Source organism: Cyanobium sp. BA5m-21 (genome assembly GCF_024346235.1).
GTDB classification, from domain to species: Bacteria; Cyanobacteriota; Cyanobacteriia; order PCC-6307; family Cyanobiaceae; genus Cyanobium_A; species Cyanobium_A usitatum.
The window spans coordinates 70330-93171 of sequence record NZ_JAGQCO010000006.1; the positions used below are offsets into that span (position 1 = coordinate 70330).

General features: G+C 64.1%; 21 protein-coding genes and 1 tRNA gene. 12 read left to right on the forward strand and 10 right to left on the reverse strand.

The genetic code is table 11. The annotated features are described in order from the left end of the window. Nucleotides 1-82 precede the first annotated feature (82 nt). The 6 genes from KBY72_RS03330 to KBY72_RS03355 all read right to left on the reverse strand — a co-directional run bounded on the left by KBY72_RS03330 (nucleotide 83) and on the right by KBY72_RS03355 (nucleotide 4451). Nucleotides 83-1729: a GMC oxidoreductase gene (locus KBY72_RS03330; protein WP_254960333.1), complete on the reverse strand. Its 1647-nt coding sequence runs from the start codon at nucleotides 1727-1729 to the stop codon at nucleotides 83-85. Nucleotides 1730-1813: 84 nt separating this feature from the next. Then, nucleotides 1814-1890: transfer RNA gene (locus tag KBY72_RS03335), tRNA-Met, on the reverse strand. 43 nt (nucleotides 1891-1933) lie between these two features. Then, complete coding sequence (locus KBY72_RS03340; protein ID WP_254930077.1) at nucleotides 1934-2905, reverse strand: asparaginase; 972 nt, start codon at nucleotides 2903-2905, stop codon at nucleotides 1934-1936. A gap of 19 nt (nucleotides 2906-2924) precedes the next feature. Beyond that, on the reverse strand, nucleotides 2925-3407 hold the full coding sequence (locus tag KBY72_RS03345) for a CGLD27 family protein (RefSeq protein ID WP_254930078.1): 483 nt from the start codon (nucleotides 3405-3407) through the stop codon (nucleotides 2925-2927). A gap of 5 nt (nucleotides 3408-3412) precedes the next feature. Next, on the reverse strand, nucleotides 3413-3823 hold the full coding sequence (rsfS, locus tag KBY72_RS03350; protein WP_254960334.1) for a ribosome silencing factor: 411 nt from the start codon (nucleotides 3821-3823) through the stop codon (nucleotides 3413-3415). Beyond that, entirely contained in the window at nucleotides 3816-4451 is a 636-nt protein-coding gene (locus KBY72_RS03355; RefSeq protein WP_106632970.1) for a DUF3318 domain-containing protein, read from the reverse strand. Before KBY72_RS03355 ends, rsfS begins: the two co-directional genes overlap by 8 nt. A 98-nt stretch (nucleotides 4452-4549) precedes the next feature. On the opposite strand from KBY72_RS03355, the gene carB reads away from it, so the two are divergent. From carB to KBY72_RS03380, 5 genes are read left to right on the forward strand one after another with little or no spacing between them, the layout of a single operon-like run. Further along, nucleotides 4550-7888, forward strand: a complete 3339-nt coding sequence (carB, locus tag KBY72_RS03360) for a carbamoyl-phosphate synthase large subunit (protein ID WP_254960335.1) — start codon at nucleotides 4550-4552, stop codon at nucleotides 7886-7888. Between the two features lie 25 nt (nucleotides 7889-7913). Next, complete coding sequence (locus tag KBY72_RS03365; RefSeq protein ID WP_254960336.1) at nucleotides 7914-8612, forward strand: DUF3386 domain-containing protein; 699 nt, start codon at nucleotides 7914-7916, stop codon at nucleotides 8610-8612. A 32-nt stretch (nucleotides 8613-8644) separates the two neighbouring features. Further along, a complete protein-coding gene (locus KBY72_RS03370; protein WP_254993071.1) occupies nucleotides 8645-9535 on the forward strand; it encodes an ABC transporter permease in 891 nt (296 codons plus the stop codon). After that, nucleotides 9532-10410 (forward strand): ABC transporter ATP-binding protein, encoded by an 879-nt coding sequence (locus KBY72_RS03375; protein ID WP_254930083.1) that lies wholly within the window; start codon nucleotides 9532-9534, stop codon nucleotides 10408-10410. The genes KBY72_RS03370 and KBY72_RS03375 overlap by 4 nt, the downstream gene beginning before the upstream one ends. Next, complete coding sequence (locus KBY72_RS03380; RefSeq protein ID WP_254960338.1) at nucleotides 10391-11404, forward strand: ABC transporter substrate-binding protein; 1014 nt, start codon at nucleotides 10391-10393, stop codon at nucleotides 11402-11404. Before KBY72_RS03375 ends, KBY72_RS03380 begins: the two co-directional genes overlap by 20 nt. Before the next feature lie 28 nt (nucleotides 11405-11432). On the opposite strand, the gene KBY72_RS03385 is transcribed toward KBY72_RS03380, so the two are convergent. The 3 genes from KBY72_RS03385 to KBY72_RS03395 are packed head-to-tail and all read right to left on the reverse strand — an operon-like array spanning nucleotide 11433 to nucleotide 13728. Next, nucleotides 11433-11675, reverse strand: a complete 243-nt coding sequence (locus KBY72_RS03385) for a DUF6447 family protein (RefSeq protein ID WP_241518353.1) — start codon at nucleotides 11673-11675, stop codon at nucleotides 11433-11435. A gap of 14 nt (nucleotides 11676-11689) precedes the next feature. Then, entirely contained in the window at nucleotides 11690-11989 is a 300-nt protein-coding gene (locus tag KBY72_RS03390) for a hypothetical protein (protein ID WP_106632963.1), read from the reverse strand. After that, on the reverse strand, nucleotides 11989-13728 hold the full coding sequence (locus KBY72_RS03395; RefSeq protein WP_254960339.1) for an ABC transporter ATP-binding protein: 1740 nt from the start codon (nucleotides 13726-13728) through the stop codon (nucleotides 11989-11991). Before KBY72_RS03395 ends, KBY72_RS03390 begins: the two co-directional genes overlap by 1 nt. A 35-nt stretch (nucleotides 13729-13763) precedes the next feature. On the opposite strand from KBY72_RS03395, the gene KBY72_RS03400 reads away from it, so the two are divergent. The 3 genes from KBY72_RS03400 (at nucleotide 13764) to folP (ending at nucleotide 15587) form a co-directional block, all read left to right on the forward strand. After that, nucleotides 13764-13961 carry an RNA-binding S4 domain-containing protein gene (locus KBY72_RS03400; RefSeq protein WP_106632961.1) on the forward strand — a complete coding sequence of 66 codons (198 nt, stop codon included), beginning with the start codon at nucleotides 13764-13766 and terminating at the stop codon, nucleotides 13959-13961. Between the two features lie 28 nt (nucleotides 13962-13989). Continuing rightward, nucleotides 13990-14718, forward strand: a complete 729-nt coding sequence (tpiA, locus tag KBY72_RS03405; protein ID WP_106632960.1) for a triose-phosphate isomerase — start codon at nucleotides 13990-13992, stop codon at nucleotides 14716-14718. 71 nt (nucleotides 14719-14789) lie between these two features. Beyond that, complete coding sequence (folP, locus tag KBY72_RS03410; RefSeq protein WP_254930091.1) at nucleotides 14790-15587, forward strand: dihydropteroate synthase; 798 nt, start codon at nucleotides 14790-14792, stop codon at nucleotides 15585-15587. Here the strand turns inward: folP and KBY72_RS03415 are convergent. Further along, nucleotides 15572-16207 carry a hypothetical protein gene (locus tag KBY72_RS03415; RefSeq protein WP_254993074.1) on the reverse strand — a complete coding sequence of 212 codons (636 nt, stop codon included), beginning with the start codon at nucleotides 16205-16207 and terminating at the stop codon, nucleotides 15572-15574. The two genes, folP and KBY72_RS03415, sit on opposite strands and share 16 nt — an antisense overlap. Nucleotides 16208-16404: 197 nt before the next feature. Between KBY72_RS03415 and KBY72_RS03420 the strand changes: the two genes are divergently transcribed. From KBY72_RS03420 to KBY72_RS03435, 4 genes are all read left to right on the forward strand, one after another. Continuing rightward, nucleotides 16405-18147 carry an ABC transporter transmembrane domain-containing protein gene (locus KBY72_RS03420; RefSeq protein WP_254993075.1) on the forward strand — a complete coding sequence of 581 codons (1743 nt, stop codon included), beginning with the start codon at nucleotides 16405-16407 and terminating at the stop codon, nucleotides 18145-18147. Next, on the forward strand, nucleotides 18144-20276 hold the full coding sequence (locus tag KBY72_RS03425) for an ATP-binding cassette domain-containing protein (protein WP_254960342.1): 2133 nt from the start codon (nucleotides 18144-18146) through the stop codon (nucleotides 20274-20276). Before KBY72_RS03420 ends, KBY72_RS03425 begins: the two co-directional genes overlap by 4 nt. 36 nt (nucleotides 20277-20312) lie before the next feature. Next, a complete protein-coding gene (locus KBY72_RS03430; protein ID WP_254960343.1) occupies nucleotides 20313-21719 on the forward strand; it encodes an HlyD family type I secretion periplasmic adaptor subunit in 1407 nt (468 codons plus the stop codon). Nucleotides 21720-21956: 237 nt separating this feature from the next. Then, nucleotides 21957-22842: cadherin-like domain-containing protein (locus tag KBY72_RS03435; protein WP_254993076.1), on the forward strand; the 886-nt coding region annotated here is incomplete at its 3' end.

Consider the following 22842-nt stretch of genomic DNA (forward strand, 5'->3'; position numbering starts at 1 on the left):
CGACCTTTTAGAGGTCGACGTTGCCATTGTGAGCAGGGTTGCTCAAGCCGGTTGTGGCGATAGACACCGGATCGCAACCGGGTTAGGGGTCTCCTTGGCGCAACCTGGCGGCAGCGGCTTCGCAAGCGCGCCAGGTTATGGCCATTTCAGTGAGGGTTGGGCTCTGCCAGCCGGCCCGGGGCCAGCAGGCCCCATCGACTACCAGGACATTGGGGGCGCCCCAGCACTGGTTGAGGTGATTCACCACACCTGCCTCGGGCTGGCTTGCCATGCGGGCGCCGCCGAGTTCGTGGATGTAGTAGCCAGGTGGTGGCGCCTCGGGACTCACCGCCAGGCTGGTGCGGATCCAGGGCTCCAGCAGCGGCAGCACAAATAGCTCTTCGATGGGCCGGATCTGCCCCCCACCAGCTGCCACCACCGCCTCCATGCGCCGGTGCATGTGGGCCACCAGGCGCTGCTCGTTTGCACCCCAGCGGCAGGTGATGTGGGCGGTGGGTAACCCCCAGGCATCGAGATGTTCACCGTTCAAGGTCACCTGGTTGTCGGCGTTGGGTTGCACGTCGCCGTGACCGATCAGAAAACCCACCGCCTCGCCCCGGCGTCGCTGCAGCAGGGCTGGTGGATCAAAGCGCTGTAGGGCTGTCCAGAGTCCATAGCCGCCACTGAAATCAGCTTCGCTGCCCGCATCCAGGTTGACCGTGTTGGGTATGAAGCAGCTACCAGCCCCAGAAAGTTCGCTGGGCCCATCAAGGGCCGGCACCCCGGGAATCGAAAAGAAGCGACTGCTGGAGATGTGGTCCATCAGATAGCGCCCGAGGCTGCCGGATGGATCGATTAGGCCGCCGCGTTGGTGGGCTTCGCTCGAGTGCAGCAGGATCCGCAGGGTCTCGATCGTTGAGGCGCAGAGCACCACCAAGGGCGCCTCAATGCGCTCGTGGGCTGCCGTTTTGCCATCTACCAGCACCACGCCCTGGGCCCGCTCGCCGTCGAGCAGTAGGTGGCTCACCACGGCGTTGCTGCGCACTTGGGTGCGCCCCGTTGCCAGGGCCCGTGCCAATGTGCGCCCCTGGCTGGCGGAGCGGGGCCAGCCCGCACCCCGGTGCAGGTTGAAGCCGCGCGAGTGGATCAGGGGCAAGCCAAGCTCGTTGTCGATGCGGCGCTTCAGGTGGCGCTCGCCTGGGGTGAAGGGCAGGGGCGCCTGGAAGTGGCCATCGGGCAGCTGGGGCAGGCCGTCGCAGGCTCCATGCACCTCCAGCAACTGCTCAAGGCGGGTGTAATAAGGCGCTAGCTCGGCGCTGCCGATCGGCCAGCCCGACCCCTGACCATCGCGCTCAGCTGCACCAAATTCGTAGTCGGAAAGGCGCAGGGTGATGCCTCCCCAGGTGAGGCTTTTACCCCCCACCTGCCGGCCCCGGCTCCACAAAAACGGGGCGTCGTCTGGGGTGGAGTAGGGATTGAGCCGCTCATCGACGAACAGCTGGGGATTGTGTTTCCAGAAGCCCGGATGGTGGCGCTGCATGCGTTGCTGGCCGCTGGCGATGCTGGCCACACGCCGGGCCGTATTAAGCGGTTCGCTGCCGAAGGCCTGACGGGATGAGAGCTCGGGACCGGCCTCCAGCACCAGCACCCTCAGCCCCGCCTCGGCCAGCACCATGGCAGCCACACCGCCGGTAGCGCCGGAGCCCACCACGATGGCGTCGGGCTGGGTCACGCTGGCGGGGATGGCCATTTTCTGGGCGGTGATCGCTGGGGCAGCGGAGGTGAATGTTCAAACAACAAAGCCCCGACAGGAGACTGCCGGGGCTTTGGGAAGTGGTGGCGGGGGCGAGATTTGAACTCGCGACCTTCGGGTTATGAGCCCGACGAGCTACCAGACTGCTCTACCCCGCGTCGACCTCTTAACCATACCAGTCGAAGTGCCTAGTACTGGCGCTCAGTCGAAGCGCAGCTCGCCGATCACTTCCAGGCGCAGATGGGGGGCTGGGATCAAGAAGCGAGTGCGCAGCTCTTCGAGAGCTATCGGCGTTAGCCAGTCGAGCTGCTCGAGCAGGTGCAGGGCTACGGCTTGCTTGGCTCGGGCGGAGCCGTCTTCCACCTTGATCGCTACCCCCATGCCTTCGCCGACGCGGCTGAGGCACTGGATGCCTTCAGCTCCGCCCTTGCTCACCACTTGACCATGGCCGCCGCGCATCAGTTCGGTGTCAAAGCGTCCCTCCCCTGCCACCAGTTCGGGGTGAGCCAGCATCGCCCGGCTGAGGCGCTCCAGGTCGGCCTGGCTGCCGGCGCCCAGGTGGGCGTAGAGCAGGGCCATCTGGGCAAGTTGCAGCTGCAGGGTGGGGGCGCCGCAGTCGTCGCGGGCGGTGAGCAGCTCGGCGGCGGGCAGGGCGAGCAAATCGCCTACGCGCTTAAGCACCTCCTGCTGGAGAGGATGCTCTTTTTGTAGATAGCTCTCGGTACTCCAGTTCAGTTGCCGGCAGGTGGCCAGGAAGGCGGCGTGCTTGCCGGAACAGTTGTGCTCAAGGGGGCTTTTGCCGCAGTCGGGCACGGGGCATTGCAGCTGCTCGGCCTCGATTTCAGCGCCCCAAAGCAGCTTGAAGGCCTCGCGGGCGTGCATGGCCGTGCCGGTGTGGCTAGCGCAGGCGATCGCCAGGCCCCGCTCGCCGCAATTGCAATGGTCGGCGGCGCCACTGCTCACAAAAACCGTGGCCTGAAAGGGCTTTAGGGCAGAGCGCACAAAGCTCAGCTGCTGGGGATCGCCTGCCCGCATCAATACTCGGCCGCGGCCGTCGCAAACCACCGCGTGCACCCGGTGGCGCGATTCGACGATGCCGTTGCGCAGCAGCCGCACCTCCAGGGGAGGGACGCCCCCGCGGGCGGTGCCACCGAAACTGGAGGACAGGGTCACAAGAGCCCAGGAGCTGATCTCAAAGAGCCTGACAGAGGCTTGCCCCCACTAGGGCCAGGATTACCGCCAGGGCTGCGCCCTGTTGCAGCCGCCGCAGCACCGGTTGCACCTGGTGCTGGGCCACTAGCAGGTCCTGCTGGCGCCAGGCCAGGGGCTTTTCCCACACTTGTCCGTCGTACCAACCCGATTCCTCGTATTCGACCCGCTCGGAGACCAGGCGGCGGTGCACGTAGTTCCATCCGAGCCACTGGCGCACGAGCAGCAGCATCGGCAGCGCCACTGCAGCCACCATGCCCGCCAGCACCAGCTGGGCCGGGTGGTGGCGCAACACCCAGCTGCCGCTAGCCACCAAGGTGGAGAGGGGCAGCAGCAACAGCCAGCTGGTGGCTAAAGGGCGCAACAGACCTGGCAGGTCGTGGGACGGCCAAACAAAAAACCAGGAGGCCAGCAACTGCTCGTATTCCTGCAGGGGCCGTTGCTCGGGCGGCACCGGGCACGGCATGGCGTTCAGGGAGAAACTGCTGGAAATGAGCTTACGAAGCGCACCTGTTCACCGTGGCCCCAGAAGGATTCGAGGTCGTAGTAGGTGCGCTCGCTGGGGGTGAGCACATGCACAATCACTTCGCCGTAATCGAGCAGCATCCAGCGGCCCTCCTTCTGGCCTTCGCGCCGTAGGGGTAGCCGGCCGGTGGTTTCCTCGATCTGATCCTCAGCCGAGCGGGCGATGGCCCGCACCTGCACATCGGAGAGGCCGCTGCAGATCACAAACCAATCGGCCAACGACGACACCTCGTCAACCCGGATCAGGCGAATGTCCACGGCCTTGCGGTCGTCACAGGCTTCTGCCGCCAGCTTGGCCAGCTGCTCGCTGTCGAGATCCTGGTGGGTCGTGGGCCTGCCAGCGGGGGAATCAGCCATAGACGTTCTCACTGGTGACGGATTGACGCGAGCCCTGTTGCTGGGCCATTTCGGCCCGGGCCTTGCCGGCACTCTTGCGCAGTGCCTCGAGCCGGTCTTCGTAGAAGGCGCGCTTCTTTTTCTTGCGGGTCTGCTCCACCAGCTCCTTGAGGGCGCCGCCCAAACTCTTGTAGGCATTGGGCAGGGTGTAACCGAAGCGGGTGGCCAGGTCGATGGCCCGCTCATCGGCGGCGATGGCGTCCTGCAGTCGCTTTTCGGAGTTGTTTTTGAGATAGAGGCGGTAGCCGGCAAAGCCGGACAGGCCCAGGGCCATCACCAGAAGGAGGCCGTCCTGCACCCACAGCTCACCGATGGCTCCACCCAGGCCGATCGCCAGGGCCGCCATTTCCCAGCCGTCGCGGGGTACTGCATCGTTCTGGACGCGGCCCACCTCGTGCCAAAACAGCAGGTTGCGATGGTCTATCGCCAGCCCGTCCCAGCTTTCCAGGTCGACCTGAATTTCGACTTCATCGCGACCGATCTCCTCGATGGTGATCAGGGGCGGTTCCACCGAGGCGGCCGCTTCAACAAACACCCAGCTCTGTAATTCAGGGGGCAGCAGCCCTTTCAGGCGCTGGAGCTCACTCATCTAGGGCTTCCGCGTTATCAATCAGGTTAGCGATTCCAGCCCCAGTTGCTGCCAGGGGGGCGTGAGAGGCTAGGCAGGTTTGGCGTTGCCCACCCCCTATGCCCCGCCGCACGGACCTCAGGCGCATCCTGCTGCTGGGCTCGGGGCCGATCGTGATCGGCCAGGCCTGCGAATTCGATTATTCCGGCACCCAGGCTTGTAAAGCGCTGCGGGCAGAAGGCTTCGAAGTGGTATTGGTGAATTCCAACCCGGCCTCGATCATGACCGATCCGGACATGGCGGATCGCACTTACATCGAGCCACTTACGCCCGAGGTGGTGGCCCGGGTGATTGAGATCGAGCAGCCCGATGCCCTGCTGCCCACGATGGGCGGCCAGACCGCTCTCAATCTGGCGGTAGCCCTGGCTGAAAACGGCACCCTGGAAAAGCACGGGGTGGAGCTGATCGGCGCCAACTTGCAGGCGATCCGCAAGGCGGAAGACCGGCTGCTCTTTAAGGAGGCGATGGAGCGAATCGGCGTCGCGGTGTGTCCCTCCGGCATCGCCAACACCCTTGAGGAGGCGGAGCGGGTGGGCGAGGTCATCGGCAGCTATCCCCGCATCATCCGGCCGGCCTTCACCCTGGGCGGCAGCGGCGGTGGCATCGCCTACAACCCCGAGGAGTTCCGCGCCTTCTGCAAAAGCGGCCTGGAGGCGAGCCCCGTCTCCCAGATCCTGGTGGAGCAGTCGCTGCTGGGCTGGAAGGAATTCGAGCTGGAGGTGATGCGCGATAGCGCCGACAACGTGGTGATCGTTTGCAGCATCGAAAACCTCGATCCGATGGGGGTACATACCGGTGATTCGATCACCGTTGCACCGGCCCAAACCCTCACCGACCGCGAATACCAGCGACTGCGCGACCAGTCGATCGCGATCATCCGCGAGATCGGCGTCGATACCGGCGGCAGCAATATTCAATTTGCGATCAACCCTGCCAACGGCGATGTGGTGGTGATTGAGATGAACCCGCGCGTATCGCGCAGCTCGGCGCTGGCTTCGAAGGCCACAGGCTTTCCAATCGCCAAGATCGCCGCCCGCCTGGCGGTGGGTTACACCCTCGACGAAATCGTCAACGACATCACCGGTGCCACCCCGGCCTGCTTCGAGCCCACGATTGATTACGTGGTCACGAAGATTCCCCGCTTCGCCTTTGAGAAGTTCCGCGGTAGCCCGGCGGTGCTCACCATCTCGATGAAGTCGGTGGGGGAGGCGATGGCGATCGGCCGCTGCTTTGAGGAGTCGTTCCAAAAGGCGTTGCGCTCCCTGGAAACGGGCCATGCCGGCTGGGGCTGTGATCGCCCCGATGCCGCAAGTGATCCCACGCTTGCCCCAGATCCCACCGCCCTGGAGCGGGCCCTGCGCACAGCCACGCCTGAGCGGATTTTCGCCGTGCGCGAGGCGATGCTCGTCGGCCGCAGCGATGACGAGATCCACCAGCTCAGCGCCATCGATCCCTGGTTTTTGGCCAAGCTGCGCTGCATTCTCGAGGCTGAGCAGCGGCTGCTGCGGGGCCGCCAGCTCGAGCAACTCGATGCCGCCGCCCTGCTGGAGCTCAAACAGCTGGGCTTCTCAGATCGCCAGATCGCCTGGGCCACTGGCAGCGATGAACTCACGGTGCGGCGCCACCGTCAGGGGCTGGGCATCAATGCCGTGTTCAAAACCGTCGATACCTGTGCGGCGGAGTTTGCCTCCAGCACTCCGTATCACTACTCCACCTACGAGCGGCCGCTGGAGCGGCTCAATGCGGCAGGTGAGCTGGAAATCGTGCCGCCCGAAAACGAGGTGCAGCCGGAGAGCCGCCGCAAGGTGATGATCCTGGGCGGCGGGCCAAACCGCATCGGCCAGGGCATCGAATTCGACTATTGCTGCGTGCACGCCTCCTTCGCTCTGCAGGCCGAGGGCTTCGCCACCGTGATGGTGAACAGCAACCCGGAGACGGTGTCAACGGATTACGACACCTCCGACCGGCTTTATTTCGAGCCCCTCACCCTCGAAGACGTGCTCAACGTGATTGAGGTGGAGCATCCCGAGGGGGTGATCGTGCAGTTCGGCGGCCAGACACCTCTCAAGCTGGCGATCCCGCTGCTGCGCTGGCTGGCTTCGCCCGAGGGGTTGGCCACCGGAACTCGCGTCTGGGGCACCTCACCTGAATCGATCGACGCCGCCGAAGACCGGGAGCAATTTGAAGCGATCCTGCGCCGGCTGGAGATCCGCCAGCCCCGCAATGGCTTGGCCCGCAGTGAGGCCGAGGCCCGGGCCATCGCTGCGCGCGTGGGCTATCCAGTGGTTGTGCGCCCCAGCTACGTGCTGGGCGGGCGCGCCATGGAGGTCGTCTACGACGAAGCCGAGCTCAACCGCTACATGGTGGAAGCGGTGCAGGTGGAGCCCGACCACCCAGTGCTGATCGACCAATACCTCGATAACGCCATCGAAGTGGATGTGGATGCCCTTTGCGATCGGGAGGGGGTAGTGGTGATCGGCGGTGTAATGGAGCACATCGAGCCGGCGGGCATCCACTCGGGCGATTCGGCCTGCTGGCTGCCGTCGGTGAGCCTGAGCGAGGCAGCCCTGGCCACGATCCGCGAGTGGAGCCGGGCCCTGGCCCTGGCCCTTGGGGTGCGCGGCCTGATCAACCTGCAGTTCGCCGTCCAGAACGACCCGGAGCAGGGCGAGCGGGTGTTCATCATCGAGGCCAATCCCCGTGCTTCCCGCACGGTGCCGTTTGTGGCCAAGGCCACCGGCGTGCCCCTGGCCAAGGTGGCCAGCCAGCTGATGGCCGGCCGCACCCTGGCGGAGCTGGGGCTCACGGCCGAGCCCATCCCGCCTCTGCAAACCGTCAAGGAGGCGGTGCTGCCGTTCAAGCGCTTCCCTGGTTCCGACACGTTGCTGGGCCCTGAAATGCGCAGCACCGGCGAGGTGATGGGCATCGCCAGCAGCGCCGGCATGGCCTATGCCAAGGCCGAGTTGGCCGCAGGCGAGGCCCTGCCCACCAGCGGCACGGTGTTTCTCTCCACCCACGACCGCGACAAGCCGGCCCTGCTGCCGGTGGCTGAGCGACTGGTGGGGCTGGGCTTTGACCTGATCGCCACCGGCGGCACCGCCGAGGCCCTGCGAGCCGCTGGCCTGCAGGTGGAATCAATCCTCAAGGTGCATGAGGGCCGTCCCAATATTGAAGACGCGATTCGCTCGGCCCGCATTCAGCTGATCATCAACACCCCGATCGGCCGCCAGGCTGCCCACGACGACAAATATCTGCGCCGGGCCGCCCTCGACTACGCCGTGCCGACGGTGACAACCCTGGCCGGGGCCCGGGCCGCTGTCGAGGCGATCACGGCGTTGCAGCAGCAGAAGATTGAGGTGAATGCCCTGCAGGACATACACCCCGGACTCACTCGTTAGGGTTAGGGATCCGATAGATCCCGCCTTGACAGCCAGCACCCAAGTCAGCAACCAGATCACCTCAGGCAGCGACTGCACGGCGGCTTTCCGGGCCGCCTATGAAAATCGCTACACCTGGGAACCGGATTTTGGTGGCTATCAGGGCCGCTGCATCTGGGAGCAAGACGGTGATGCGGGTGAAAATGGTAAGCGGGTCGATGGAACTTTCGTGGTAGGCGCCGACCTCAAGGCCACGGTCGCTGGCGTCGCCGATGAGGAGATTCACAAGGCCCTGGCTTCCCAACTGTGGGAGGTGGCGATCCACCGGGTGCGCCGCAGCTTTGAGCAAACCCATGGCGCCAACACCTTCAACGCTGGCGATACCGATGCCGTTGGCACCGAGGTGATCGTGGGCGGCAAGAACACCGGTGACCGTTACCGGATCCAGAACGACGTGGTGACGATGGTGCATCGCCACATCCACGGCACCGTGGTGACGATCTTCACCGAGAGCACCACAGACACCGGCAGCGGCTACCTGAGCCGCAGCTACACCAGCCAGTACAGCGACCCCGCCAGCGGCGAAGCCAAGGGTGGCACCAGCCGCTTCACCGACACCTTTGTGCCGCTGACCGAGGCTGGCCCCTGGGTGCTGAGCGAGCGGGTGGTTGAGACCGAGGCCCATGGCGAAACGCCGGCCGGCCGCCAGGTGTTTCGTTTCGAGGATCTTGCCCCCTTGGCTTAAGCCAATCGGCCGCTGCTAGGCACAATGCAGCCATGTTTTCTCTTTGGATTGGTGCCTACGACCAGGGCCTGGCCTATGCCGGCCTGGCCCTAGGCACCTACCTGACGCTGCGCGTCCTCAACTTCCCAGACCTCACGGTGGATGGCTCCTTTGCCCTGGGAGGTGGCACCGCTGCGGTGTTGATCAGCCAGGGTGCCCCGGTGCCGGTGGCCTTGGGGCTGGCTATCTTATTTGGCTGCCTGGCTGGCATGGTTACCGGCCTGATCCACACCCGGCTGGGTGTGAATGATCTGTTTGCAGGCATCCTCACCACCACGGGCCTTTATTCGATCACCCTGAGGCTGATGGGGCGCTCGAACATCCCCCTGTCTGAAACCCCTGCTGGAATTCTGGCCCTCCCCGATCTGGGCCTTGGCCTGGATGGTCAATGGGCCGTGGGATTAACCCTGGCGACCGTTGGGATGATCCTGCTGATCTCCTTCCTGATGGCCACAGATTTCGGCTTGTCTTTGCGCGCCTTGGGCAACAACCCCACCATGGCCCGCGCCAACGGCATCAACCAGCGCCGCGGGCTCACGGTGGGTATCGCCGCTGCTAATGGTCTGGTGGCCCTGGCCGGGGCGCTGGTTGCCACCTATCAGGGCTTTGCCGATGTGACCATGGGGATCGGCTCGTTGATCCTGGGACTAGGCATGGTGATCATTGGCGAGGCGGTGCTGCGGCCGCGCTCGCTGCCCTGGTCCCTGCTGGCGGTGGCGGTGGGGGCGATTTTGTTCCGCACCATGATCGCCATCGCCCTGCAGTTGGGCCTCGAACCGGTTGATCTCAAGCTGGCAACGGCCTTGCTGCTGCTGATCGCCCTGGCCTTCGGACGGCTGCGCATACCGGGTCTTTCGGCAGACCAGGGGAGGCAGGAGCAATGAGTTCCACCCCTCATCTCAGCACCCCTCATCTCAGCACCCCTGGTCTCAGCGTTGAGGAGCTCAGCTGGGGCCATCCTCTGCCTGGATCGGGCTGGCGGCAATTGTTCAGCGGTTTCTCGCTGAGCTGCCCCCCCGGCCAGTTTCTGGTGGTGATTGGCAGCAACGGCTCCGGCAAGAGCACCCTGCTCAATCTGGTGGCTGGCACCCTGCGCCACGGCGCTGGCCGTATCCACCTGGGCGGTCGCCCCCTGCACCGCCTGCGAGATCACCAGCGGGCTCGCTGGATAGGACGGGTGATGCAAAACCCTCTGGAGGGAACTTGTCCGGGGCTGACCGTGGCAGAAAACCTGCGGCTGGCGGAGCGGCGTAACAGGCCAGCCAGGTTTGCAGCAGGTTTTTTGATTAGTGCCTTTGGTGGCATCCATCCCAATGGCGGCGACCGCAGGCGCTACCGCGAGCTGCTGGGCGAGCTGGGCTTGCCCCTAGCCGACCGCCTCGATGAACCGGTGGGTCAGCTTTCCGGCGGCCAGCGCCAGACCCTCAGCCTGGTGATGGCAACCCTGGGTTCACCGGATCTGCTGCTGCTTGATGAGCACACCGCTGCCCTTGACCCCCGGGCCGAAGCAACGGTGATGGCGCTCACAGAGAGGTTAGTTCGTCAGCTGGGCACTACCGCCTTGATGGTGACCCACAGCCTCGAGCAGGCCCTGAGCCACGGCGACAGGTTAGTGATGCTCCATGAGGGGGGCTTGATCGGCGACTGGAATGCTGCCGAGCGTGAATATCTCGACCCGGCGGCGTTGCGGGCGATGTATGGAGCAGCCATAGTTGCGCCGCAGTCTTCAAGTGCCACAGATGGGTCTTCAGCGTCGTGAATTTCTGACCCTGGCAGGGGCCGGCGCCGTGAGCACGGTGGTGCTCTCCGCCTGCGGCAAGCTCGGCGGTGGCACCAAGGTCAAAGGCCCCACCATCGGCATGCTGCAGATGGTGGAAGCCCCGCCTCCAACCAACACCCGCAAAGGCTTTGAAGCGGCCCTGGCAGAAGCTGGCTACATCCCTGGCAAAAACGTCAACTTCATCCAGAAGGATGCCGCCGGCGAGCTGCCCAACACCACCTTGGTGATGAAGCAGTTTGTGGGCGACCAGGTGGACATGATCCTGGCGGTTGGCACACCGCCCCTGCAGGCCGCCATGAAGGTGGCCCCAGCAACCACTCCTGTGTTGTTCTGCTACTGCTCCAATCCCTGGGGTGCCGGCGCGGGCACGCCCCCGGGTGCCGTGGGTCAGCACAAGCCAAATGTGGTCGGCACGATCGGCACCAACCCGGTGGGCAAGGAGCTCGATTTGGCACGCCAAATCAACCCTGAGCTCAAGACCGTGGGCCTGATCTTCAACCCCGGCGAGCCCAACTCCGAATATGAAGCCAAGGTGCTCAAGGAGGAGGCAGCCAAACGCAACATCACCGTTGTGGAGCAGTCGGTGGCCAACTCCGGCGAAGTGCTGCAAGCCGCCCAAGTGCTGGCCGACAAGAAGGTAGAGGCCTTCGTGAAGATTGGCGATTACGCCACGATTCAGGGCTTCGGCTCGATCGCCAAGGTGGGCCTAGAGAAGAAGATTCCCGTGTATTCGGTGGATGCCGACGACATCAAGCTGCCCGGCTGCCTTGCCACGATCGGCTGGGCCTACTTCGATGACGGCTACGCAGCAGGCAAGCTGGCGGTGCGGGTATTGAAGCGAGAATCACCGGCCAAGATGGCCTTCGAGCCCCTCACCAAAACGGAGTTGATGGTCAACAAGGCCACCGCCGCAGCGATCGGGGTAACCCTGCCTGAGGAGCTGATCAAGGAAGCTCAGAAGGTGGTGAGCTAGAGCCCACCCCCCATCGCATCAACCCTTTTCAAGGCAGGGGGGTGATGTTTTGCAGCTTGTCGTTGAGCTGGCTGGCCATAGCTTGGCGGCCAACGGCAAGCACTTTCAGAGTGTCTTCATGCATGCGCAGCTGGGCATCAGCTACTTGCATGCCACGCACCAGCTCCTTCATCTCATCTGGCAAGCCGTTGAGGTCGTAGCGCTTGCCCTCGAAGGTGAGCACGGGCGGCTGGTTGTCTGATTGCTGGGCGACGTTGTCCACGAGTGGCAAAAAATCTTCAGCCCTCAGGATACGGGTGGCAGGCCACCCGGTCGCTTGAAGAAAAACATCAGCAGCGGGCCCACCTGGGCTGCTTCCACCATCTCCCAGTTTTCCTTGCCGAGGGCATTTAGAAAAAACTGCAGCTGTTCGGCTGGGTGGCGTGGTTTGGTGGCTGCGGCGTCATATTGCTGCGGGAATTCCTTTTTAAGAAACTCCGGGCTCAGGGCGCCGCCGAGCCGCTCACTATCTGCCTTGGGTGAGGGAGGACCCGGCGGATTGCCGCTCTCCACGTTGATGTGGATCACCCGGTATTCCCAAGACATCAGGCTTGCAGATGAATGAATTGGCGCTCGCAGAGCTCGCGGTAGCGGCCCCCCTGCGCCATCAGCTCATTGTGACTGCCCTGTTCGACGATGCGACCGCCATCGAGTACCAGGATTCTGTCTGCACCCTGCACGGTGGCTAGCCGGTGGGCAATCACCAGCACGGTGCGGCCCGCCATCGCCTGCTCCAAGCCCCGCTGCACCGCCTCCTCCGCTTCGGCATCGAGGGCGCTGGTGGCTTCATCCAGCAGCAGCACCGCCGGGTTGCCGAGCACGGCGCGGGCAATGGCCAGCCGTTGCAGCTGGCCGCCAGAGAAGTTGCTGCCCCGCTCTTCGATGCGGCTGGTGTAGCCCTGGGGCAGGGCCTCGATGAAGCCGGCGGCGTTGGCGAGGCTGGCTGCCTGGCGGATGGCAGCCTCGCTGGCGGGCCGGCCGAAGGCAATCGCTTCGGCCACCGTGCCAGAAAATACACTGCTTTGCTGGGGCACCAGGGCTACGGCGCGGCGCAGCTCCCGCGCCCGCAGATCGGCTAGGTCGTGGCCATCCAGCAGCACCCGGCCCTGCTGGGCGGTGTTGAAGCGCAGCAGCAGGGAAAACAGGGTGCTTTTGCCGGCGCCGGAGGGACCCACCAGGGCCACTACCTGGCCAGGCCGCACCTGCAGATCCAGGTCGTGCAGCACCGGTTGGGCGGGGTTGTAGCCGAAGCGCACCTGCTCGAGCACCAGCTCGCCGCGCACGCTGCCAAGCGGCTGTGCCGAGGGCCGGTCTGAAGCCTCCACCGGTTCCGCCTCGATCGCCCGCAGTCGCCGCAGCGAGGCCTGGCCCTGCTGAAACTCGTTGAAGTTGGTGGTGAGGTGGGAGATCGGGTCGATCAGCATCAGCAGGGCCGCCACGTAGCTGCTGAAGCCCTGGCTGTTGAGGCCGCCGGCCTGAATCCGGGCGGCGCCGAGCAGCAGCACGGTGAGGATGCCGGCCGCTTCCAGAAAGCCCACCACCGGGTGCTGCAGGGCCAGCAGTTTGAGGGTGCGGTAGCGGGCCCGACGGTGCAGGTCGATTTCGGTGTCGAAGCGCTGCTGCAGCCACGGTTCGGCTGCGAAGGCCCGCACTAAGGGCAGCCCACCGATCGCTTCGCCCAGCAGGCCCGCCAGCTCGCTCACCTGCTTTTGACTGCGTTCGGCGGCGGTCATTACCCGGGCGCCAAAGCTGCTTACCAGCACCACCACCACTGGCGCCAGCAGCAGGGTGGCCAGGGCTAAGGGCCAATCGAGCCACACCATGTAGCCGAGCACCACCACCAGCTGCAGGGCGCTGGGGGTGGTGTCTTGAATGGTTTTGTAGATCACCTCGCCCACCCGGTCCGCGTCTTCGGTGAGGCGATAGGTGAGGTCGCCCGCTGAGAGCTTCTCGAGGGCGCCGAATTCCAGCCGTTGCAGGCGGGCAAATAGGCCCCGCCGCAACTCCTGACTAACCCGCAGGGCCGGCCCGGCCAGCAGGGTGTCCTGGCCGAACTGGGCCGCCTTTTGCACCAAAAACAGTCCCAGGGCCGCGGCGATAGTGCGCAGCACCACTGGGAAGTTGCCAGCGCCGATGGCTGGAATCAGCTGGCCCGCCAGCCAGGCGAGCAGCGGCCAGCAGGCCACATAGATCACCATGCACAGCCCACCTGCCAGCAGGCGCCGGCGGTGGGGTTTCAGCAGCGGCCAGAGGTGTCGAAACCTGGCCGGCGAGGGTGCAAGCATGCGGTCACGCTATCGCTGCTCCCCCAAGCCGCCCCTTGAAACTCGATCAATTCCTTAAATACCAAGGCCTGGCGGGCACCGGCGGCGAAGCCAAGCTGCGCATTCAGCGCGGTGATGTGCGGGTGAATGGCGCCATCGAAACCCGTCGCGGTCGTCAGTTGGCCCCCGGTGATGCGGTCGACATCGACGGCCGCGAGCTGCTGTTTATGGGGACCAGGCCGCCGGCCCATTAGGTTTTCCTCACAGTGCTGGAGAGGGCCGATGCGTAAGGCCGTGATCGCGGGTAATTGGAAGATGCACATGACCTGCGCTGAGACGCGGGTATTTGCGGCCACGTTTCGGCCCCTGATTGCCGACTCCCCAGACGATCGGGAGGTGGTGATCGCTCCGCCTTTCACCTCGATTCCCACGCTCTGCCGCCACCTAGAGGGTGCTGGTGTGAAGTTTGCTGGCCAAAACGTGCACTGGGAAGACCAGGGGGCCTACACGGGCATGATCTCGGCGCCGATGCTGCTGGAGCACGGGGTGAGCTACGCCATCGTTGGCCACAGTGAGCCGCGCAAGTACTACAGCGAAAGCGATGAGCAGATCAACCTGCGCGCCCGCAATGCCCAGCGCCATGGCTTGATCCCGATCCTGTGCGTGGGCGAAAGCCTCGACCAGCGGGAATCCAATGAAACCGAGCGGGTGATCCACCGCCAGATCGAACAGGGCCTTGAGGATGTGGATCCCACCCAGGTGGTGGTGGCCTACGAGCCGATCTGGGCGATTGGTACCGGCAAGACCTGCGCCGCTGAGGAGGCAAACCGCATCTGCGGCCTAATCCGGGGCTGGGTGGGTAACCCCGGCGTCACGGTGCAATACGGCGGCTCGGTGAACCCTGCCACCATCGACGATTTGATGGCCCAGAGCGACATCGACGGGGTGTTGGTGGGTGGGGCTTCCCTCGATCCGGTGAGCTTTGCCCGCATCGTCAACTACGGCCGCTGAGACTGGCTCCCTGAGACTGGCCCCCCGTGATCGATCAACCCCGTTTTGCCTGGGGCGAGCGCACCGCAGTGATGGGGGTGCTGAACCTCACCCCCGACTCCTTCAGCGACGGCGGCCGCCTCGCCAGCGTGGCGCAGGCTGTGAGCGCTGCTGGGCGGATGCTGGCCAAGGGGGCCGATGTGTTGGATCTCGGCGCCCAGAGCACCAGGCCCGGCGCCGAGGAGGTGGGGCCCAAGCGGGAGCTTGAGCGGCTGCTGCCGGCTCTTACTGCTATTCGCGCTGCCCATCCAGGCGCCCTGCTCTCGATCGACACCTTCCATGCGGCGGTGGCCGAGGCGGCATTGGCGGCGGGCGTCCACTGGATCAACGACGTCAGCGGCGGCCGGCGTGATCCGGCCCTGCTGCGCTTGGCGGCGTCTGCCGGCTGCCCCCTGGTGTTGATGCACAGCCGTGGCGATAGCCGCAGCATGAACTCGCTTGCCCACTACGAAAATGTGGTGGCGGAGGTGCGGGCTGGCCTAATGGCGGCCACTGAAATGGCTCTGGCGGCGGGGGTGCGCCCGCTGCAGCTGATCTGGGATCCGGGGTTGGGCTTCGCTAAGGACACCGACCACAACCTTGATCTGCTCCGGGGTCTAGGCACCCTGGCGGCGGAAGGCTTTCCCCTACTGGTGGGGCCTTCGCGCAAGCGCTTCATCGGCGCGGTGTTGAACGAGCCCAGGCCCCGTGCCCGGCTGTGGGGCACGGCGGCGGTGTGCAGCCAGGCGATTGCCCAGGGGGCCCACATCCTGCGAGTGCACGACGTTGGGCCAATCGTGCAGGTTGCCCGCATGGCCGATGCGCTTAGGCCCCCTCAGCCGGACTGGTAATCGATCTGGCCCTTTTCGTTGACTTTGGCCAGCGAGAAGAAGCGGGCCGTGGTGGGGGAGATCAAGCCGAGCTCAGCCAGCAGTTCGCCGACGCGGCCCCCCTTGCTGCGTTGCAGGTCGAGGGCCTGATCAAGTTGCTCAGGGGTGATGCAGCCCATTTCCACCAGCCGCTCACCCAGCCGCTTCTCATTGAAGCCCTGCTCATCGAACAGGGCGGGGTTGAGTAGCAGATCCAGCATCTGGGGCGGCACCTGCAGGTTGAGCCGTAGGAATTCGCCAAAGCGCTGGGTTTCAGCGAAGGGCCGATACTCCTCCAGCAATTGCTCCAGCTCTTCGATGTCGAGCACGCCGGCCTGTACCAGCTTGTTGCCGAGGGTTTGGCGCTTGAAGCTGGTGTCGGTGCTGGCGGCAGCATTGAGATCGCCTTCCACCACCAGAGGCGCCTGGAAAGCCTCCTTAACCCAAGGGTCGCTGCCCAGGAAGCCAAATAGCTCGCGTGGGTTGAGGGTGAGGCTGCCGAGACTTTCTTCGATCAGCTCTTCAAGAAAGGCCACCTCGGTAGTGGGACCAATCACCTGAAACGGCAGGCGGGCACTATTGCCATTGGCAACAAGCTCCAATTGGACTTGCTCCGAACTCAGACGGAACCGGTACATAGCTCAGCTCTGAACGGGTACTGCGCGGGGAGGCGTAGTTCTTTCAAAATCAACCTAGCCGGCAATTACCCAAATAAATTTAGGAGATTGTCTGACTTTCCCTGACGATCAAACCAAAAGCAATTTGGGGAACTTAGCTTTGATCTGATTGGAGAGTTGATATGGTGAGTAGGCCGAGAGATCCGAGCCGATCCAACTTGCATGCCCTGGCCCAGGCTCCAAGCCTGCTGATCAACGGGATCCAGGATGGCTGGCGCACCAATGTGGAGCTGATCCAAGAGCTGGTTAACCACCGCTTTTTTCAGTCGCTTGGCGCGGTTGATTGGAGTAAGTATCAGATTGGGCCCATTTTGATCGCCTCGGTGTTGATCAACCTGCTGGAACTGGCATCCCCCCTCTACATCAATATCGTTTACACGTCGGTTTTGCCGAGTGGCTCGATGTCGAGCCTGGTGGTGATGACGGTGGCCGTGGTGCTTTTGATGGTGCTGGGCGGCTGGCTCAAAACGGTCCGGCTTGGTTTCACCGGTGGTGACGGCGCCCGGCTAGAGCACCAGCGGCGCCTTGAGGGGCTGGCGCGCTTCTCACAGATGCGCCTGAGCGATTATCTGAGCGTCTCGCCCGCCACCCACTTGGAGCGGCTCAACAGCATCAACCTGCTGCGCGATGAGAGTGCCCTGCAGTCGCTCACCACGGCGATCGACTTGGTGTTCTCGCTGCTGTTTGTGCTGGTGCTGTTCTTGATTGCAGGCAGCGTGGGCATCGTGGCCGTGATCGCCATCGTGATTTACCTGCTGAGGGCATTGGCCTTCGCTCGCGACTACGAGGGGATCAGCAAGGAGCGCGACCGGCTGGAGCTGGAGCGGCTCAGCTACCAAATCAAGCTGATGGGCTCGATTGATCTGATCAAGTCGAACGGCCTGGGCCGCCAGTTCCTGGTGGGCAATGAGCAGCGCCAGGAGGAGCTGGCCTGGCAGCGCATGGTCAACAACAACTTCAGCGGCCAGTACCAGGCCTTTGGCTCCCTGATGAGCCAGCTCACCTTTGCCGGCATCGTCACATGGGGTGCCTTGCTGGTGATCCAGGGAAGCCTGCTGGTGGGGGCCCTGGCGGCTGCCCTGCTGCTGGCCGGCAAGATTCTCACCCCCTGGCAGCAGGCGATGGGCCTGTGGAACAGCTACCGGCGCCTGGCCCATGCCCGCGACGAATACGACGCCCTGATGGCCATCCCGGTGGAAGCTGAAGGCGGCGAAGAGAAGCTCGTGCTTGCCGCCGAGGGAGCCCTAAGCCTCTCTCTTGATGGCCGGCCCCTGGCAGTGATTCCCACCGGGTCGGTGGCCCTGCTGCGGGATCAGCAGTTCGGAGCCCAGGTGCGCCACCTGTTCATGGATCTGATCCAGATCGAGGCCGACCCCCGGTTCCAGCTCAATGGCCTGCCGATAGGCAGCTACCACCGGGAGGCCCTGCGGGATGGCATCGCCTATGTGGATCCCTCCCGGGACTTCTTCGATGGCACCCTGCTGCAGAACATCACCAGCTACCAGCCCCGCCGTTACCAGCGCCGGGCCCTGTTCTGGGCCTTCCTCGCCGGGCTCGACACAACTGTTCGCAGCTTGCCTCAGGGCTACAGCACGGCCATGGGCACCTCGTTGCCCACCGGCCTTTCGCGCGATTGCCAGCAGCTGTTCCAGGTGGTGACGGCCCTGGCCCGCTCCCCTCAGCTGCTGCTGCTCGACCTCAGCGACTGCTCTTACGGCAAGGAGTTTATCGACGGCCTGCAGCGGATTCTGGGCCGCACCAAGGGCCGGACCACCGTGCTGATCAGTGGCGCTGGCCGGGTGCTCGGCTCGGTGAGTGACCAACAAATCGACATGCCGGCCCAGGGCCGGGAGGTGTTCGCATGACCAGTTCCCCTTCCCGCGCCATGTTGCTGCGCGACCTCACCCTCAGCGCGGAAGCGCCGATGGCCTTCTGCGTAAGGCTGTTGCTGCAGCAGATGCTGTGGACGGGCCGTCCCGATGAGCTGTTTGAGCTGATCAGCAGCGACCCCCGCCAGATGGACCTGGTGGATGCCCGCAACCTGCTGCTGAGGCTCGGCTATGGCAGCCGTATTGAGGGACTAGAGAGCTGGAGCCAGCTCAATCCCCAGCTGCTGCCGGCCCTGTACGTGGGGCCAGGCAACCTGCCCTACGTGCTCTCGCGCACCAGCAAGGGCGAGCTGGTGGCGGGCAATGTCAACGGCCGCACCGACCTCTACAGCCTGCCCACCGGTGGTTGGTTGGTTTTCTTGCAGGACAAGGGCAGCACTGAGCGGGTGACCCTGCAGCAGCAGATCCTCTATCGGTTCACCAACCGGATTTCGGTGCTGTATGGGATCAGCTTCGCCCTGGCGTTGCTGGCGCTCACGCTGCCCTTCTACATCCGGGCGATCTACAACGTATCTATCCCCAGCACGAGCCTGCTCTCCACCTTCTGGATCTTCCTGGGGGCGGTGGTGCTGTTTGTGCTGGATTGGATCTTGCGCCAGTGGCGCACCACCCTGCTCTCCCAGCTCTCGGGCCGGCTCGATGCCCTGCTGGGCGTGAATCTGGTGGAGAAGCTGTTCGGTCTCGACTACCGCCAAATCGAGACCCTCGGCCAGCACGGTCTCACCAACCGGCTGAGTAGCCTCGACGGCCTGCTGGCCTATCTGCAGGGACCCCTGGCCCTGGCCTGTCTGGATTTTCCCTTTGTGGTGATCTACCTGGGGGCCATCGCCTTGATCGCCGGGCCGCTGGTGTTTGTGCCGCTGGTGCTGATGGTGCTGAGCGGCCTGCTGGTGTGGCTGCTATCGCGCTACTACACCGGTGCCTCCGAGCTCAACCTGGCTACGGGCATCGGCATTCTGCAAGCACAGCAGGAGCTGGTGAATCGCTTCCTCGAGGTGAAGCTGGCCAATGTGGAGTGGGTGTGGCTGCAGCGGCTGCGGGGCCTTTCGGCCCAGAGCACAAGCAGCGCTCTCACGATCAACCGTCAGGTGGGTCGCCTGCAGGTGATCACCAGCACCATCGCCCAGCTGGCAGGGGTGCTCACCTTGGCCGTGGGGGTGTGGATGGCCTACAGCAACGACCAGGGTCCGGCGGCCATGGGCAACCTGATCGCCGCCATGTTCTTTGTGTTCAGGGTATTTACGCCGTTTCAGCAGCTGATGAATGCATTGCTGCGCTTCGATTCGATGCGCAAGCAATATGGCCAGCTGGATCAATTCTTCAAGCTGCGTAGCAGCAATCGCTCTGCCGGTGCCTTGGTGAGTGCCCCGCGCATGCGCGGCTCGATCCTGCTTGATTCAGCTGCCTGCCGTCTTGGCGGCGAAGGGGTATTGGCTATCACCCGGGTGTCGCTTTCGGTGGCGCCGGGCGAACTGCTGGCAATCACAGGCAATGCCGGCTGCGGCAAGAGCACGGTGCTGCGGGTTGTTGACCAGCTCTATCCGCTGGTGAGCGGCACCCTGCTGTTTGATGGCAAGGACTACCGCCAGTTCAGCGCCGAGGCGATCCAGCGCAACATCGCCTACCTGATGCCCCAGAGCCAGTTGCTGCCCGGCACGATCTGGAGCAACCTCACGGCCATGAATCCAGACGCCACCGTGGCTGGGGTGCGCCAGATCTGCGCCAGCCTGGGCCTGCTTGATTTCCTCGATTGCTTGCCGGACGGCTTCGACACGTCTCTCACCGATGAGGTCGTCTATCAGTTGCCCAATGGGGTGCGCCGGTTGATGGCCCTGGCCCAGGCCCTGATCAAGGACACGCCGATCCTGTTGATCGACGACATCAGCCAGGGTCTGGCCCCGGATCAGTTCCAGGCGGTGCTGGAGGCCCTGCCCTCGCTGCGGCGCTGCACCTTCAGCGGTCAGGACCGCAGCATCATCCTGGCCACCGACAACAAGTTGCTGCTGGAGAAGGCTGATCGTCTCTGCATCCTTGATAAAGGCGTCACCTCGTTCCAGGGCACGGCTGAGGAGCTGCGAGCGCGTATGCAACAGAAAGCAGCCTGATCCCTTTTCTTTATTTCACCGCACCCCTTCCTCGTCATGACCTCCATACCCGTCAACGGCCCCAACTCCATTTCTGGCAGCGACCCTGCTGATTCCTCTTCCTTGGCCCTTCCGCCCGCCGGCGGCCTGCTGGCCCGGCTGCCCGGCATGGACAGCCCTGATGCGATCACCCTGGTGGGCCGCAGCCGCCTTAGCCAGGCCCTGGAGCTGGAGGAAAAACCAGACAACCGCTACCTGCGGCTCAGCCTCTATGTGCTCGGCGCGGCGGCCTTGATCTTCTTCCCCTGGGCGGCGCTCACCCCCATCACCCAGGTGGTGAATGCCTCCGGCGAGGTGATTCCCAAAGGAGAGGTGAATGTGGTGCAGCACCTCGAGGGCGGCATTGTGTCGCGGGTGGATGTGAGCGACGGCGATGAGGTGCGCGAGGGCCAGGTGATGCTGGAGCTGCGCCCCAACCTGGTGGAAAGCGAATACCGCGCTACTGAGCAACAGCTAAAAAACCTGCTGCTGCAGCAACAGCAGCTGCAGGCGGCCATCCGTGGTGAGCGGGTGCTGCCTCCCACCGAGGGCATCAAGCAGGGCAACAAGGTGAGCCAGGCCCAGGTGGACCTGCTCAACAGCCGCATGGACAACCGCGAAGACCAGATAAAGGCGGCTCAGGCCGTGGTGGGGGAGAAGCGAGCTGAGGTTTCGGGCCTCAACAGCCAGATTGCCCTCTATCTAGAGCAGCGAGCGATGTGGGCTGGATTGGTGGCCTCCGGAGCCGCTTCCCGCCTCAACCTGCTCGATATCGATACCAAGCTGGCCGAGATGCGCGGTGCCCGCAATGAGTCGCTCAAGGCTCTCTCCCAGGCGGAGGCAAACCTCAATGGCGTGCAGTCGGGTCTGGTGTTCGAGCAGAACTCCCAAGTTGCCCAGCTAGTGAATGAGGAGGCCGTGGTTGCCGAAAACATCAAGAAGGTGCGCAACCAGTTGGAGCGCACCAAGATCACGGCCCCGGTTGACGGTGTGGTGAGCGACCTGCGCTTCAAGGCCCCCGGTGGCGTTGTGGGTCCTGGTGCGGTGGTGCTGTCGGTGGTGCCAAACAGCACCCAGCGGCTGGTGGAGGTGCGGGTGCCCTCGTCTGATATCGGCTTTGTGAAGCCCGGTCAGAAGGTGGATGTAAAACTCCAGCCCTTTGATTCCACCATCTATGGCTCGGTGCCCGGCCGGGTGCTGAGCATCGGCGGTAACTCGGTGCAAGACCCCGACGACCGCAAGTATTACTACAAGGCCCGCATCCAGCTGGATCGCCAATTTGTGGATGTGGCCAACCGCAAGTACCCGATCTCCGTTGGCATGCCCCTGGTGGCCGACATCAAGGGCCCCCAGCGCAGCGTGCTGCGCTACATCTTCCAGCCGTTCACCCGCACCCTGGATTCGGCCCTGCGCGAATCGCGCTGAGGGCCATTCGCTCCCAACTCTCAGCGACCTCTCAGAAACCCCAGATCGATTGCTCTGCAGTCAATCTGGGGTTTTTTATTGGCGGATTTGTTGCCGCAGTTCTGCAGTGGCTCTGCTGAACGGTTTTTCCCCTAGGCATGGCGCTCCGCTGTGCATACCTTGGATACAGAACCCGATGGGTCGCTGTGCGCAGCTGCCTCGGCCTGTCCCCCGTTTCGTTCCTTCGCGGCAATACCCATGGATTCGATGCAATTCACGAACTTCACTGGCGAAAACGAGGGCGATTCGGAAAGTCGCAATAGGGTCAACCAGCCTCCCGAGGGCGAGACCTACTTAGCGGGCGGCACGGGTGCCACCGACGAGGGCAACACCCCGACCGGTGAGGGAGAAGACAACACCATTGAAGATGCCCCTGAGTCAGGCCCTGGTGTCCAGGACGTCACCACCAATGTGGATGATCCGGAGACCGATCCCGAAGGCGGCGGTGGTGGTGGCATTGGCGGCACTAGCACCACGAACGCTGCACCGCAGCAGCCGTCCGTGGTGCAAACGGGTGTGGCGCAGAGCGATCCGACGTTGGCTACACCGAACCCGTTGGCGCCTCCGCCGGAGCCAACGGCGGCCAACATTCCCCCTCTGGACCTCGATGAGACCCAGACCATCGATGAGGACGGCGTCGCAACGGGCAATGTCCTCCTGAATGTGGAGGATCCGGACGGTGGTCCGGCTGTGGTGACGCAGTTCACGATTCCCGGTGATCCCACGGTCTACCAGCCCGGCCAGACGGCCACGATCGACGGCATCGGCACGATCACGATCGCGGCCAACGGCGACTACACGTTCACGCCGGTTGCGGACTACAACGGCAGCGTGCCGCCGATCACCTATGCGTTGTCTGATCAGGCGGGTGGAACCGCGACCTCAACGCTGAGCATCACGGTGACGCCGGTGAATGATCCACCGGTGGATGGGGATGAAAGCCAGACGATCAACGAAGACAACCCGGCAACGGGGAACGTGCTGTTGAACGTGGTGGACCCCGATGGCGGAACGCCAGTAGTGACGCAGTTCAGCGTCCCAGGTGATTCGACTGTTTATACGGCGGGCCAGACGGCAACGATTG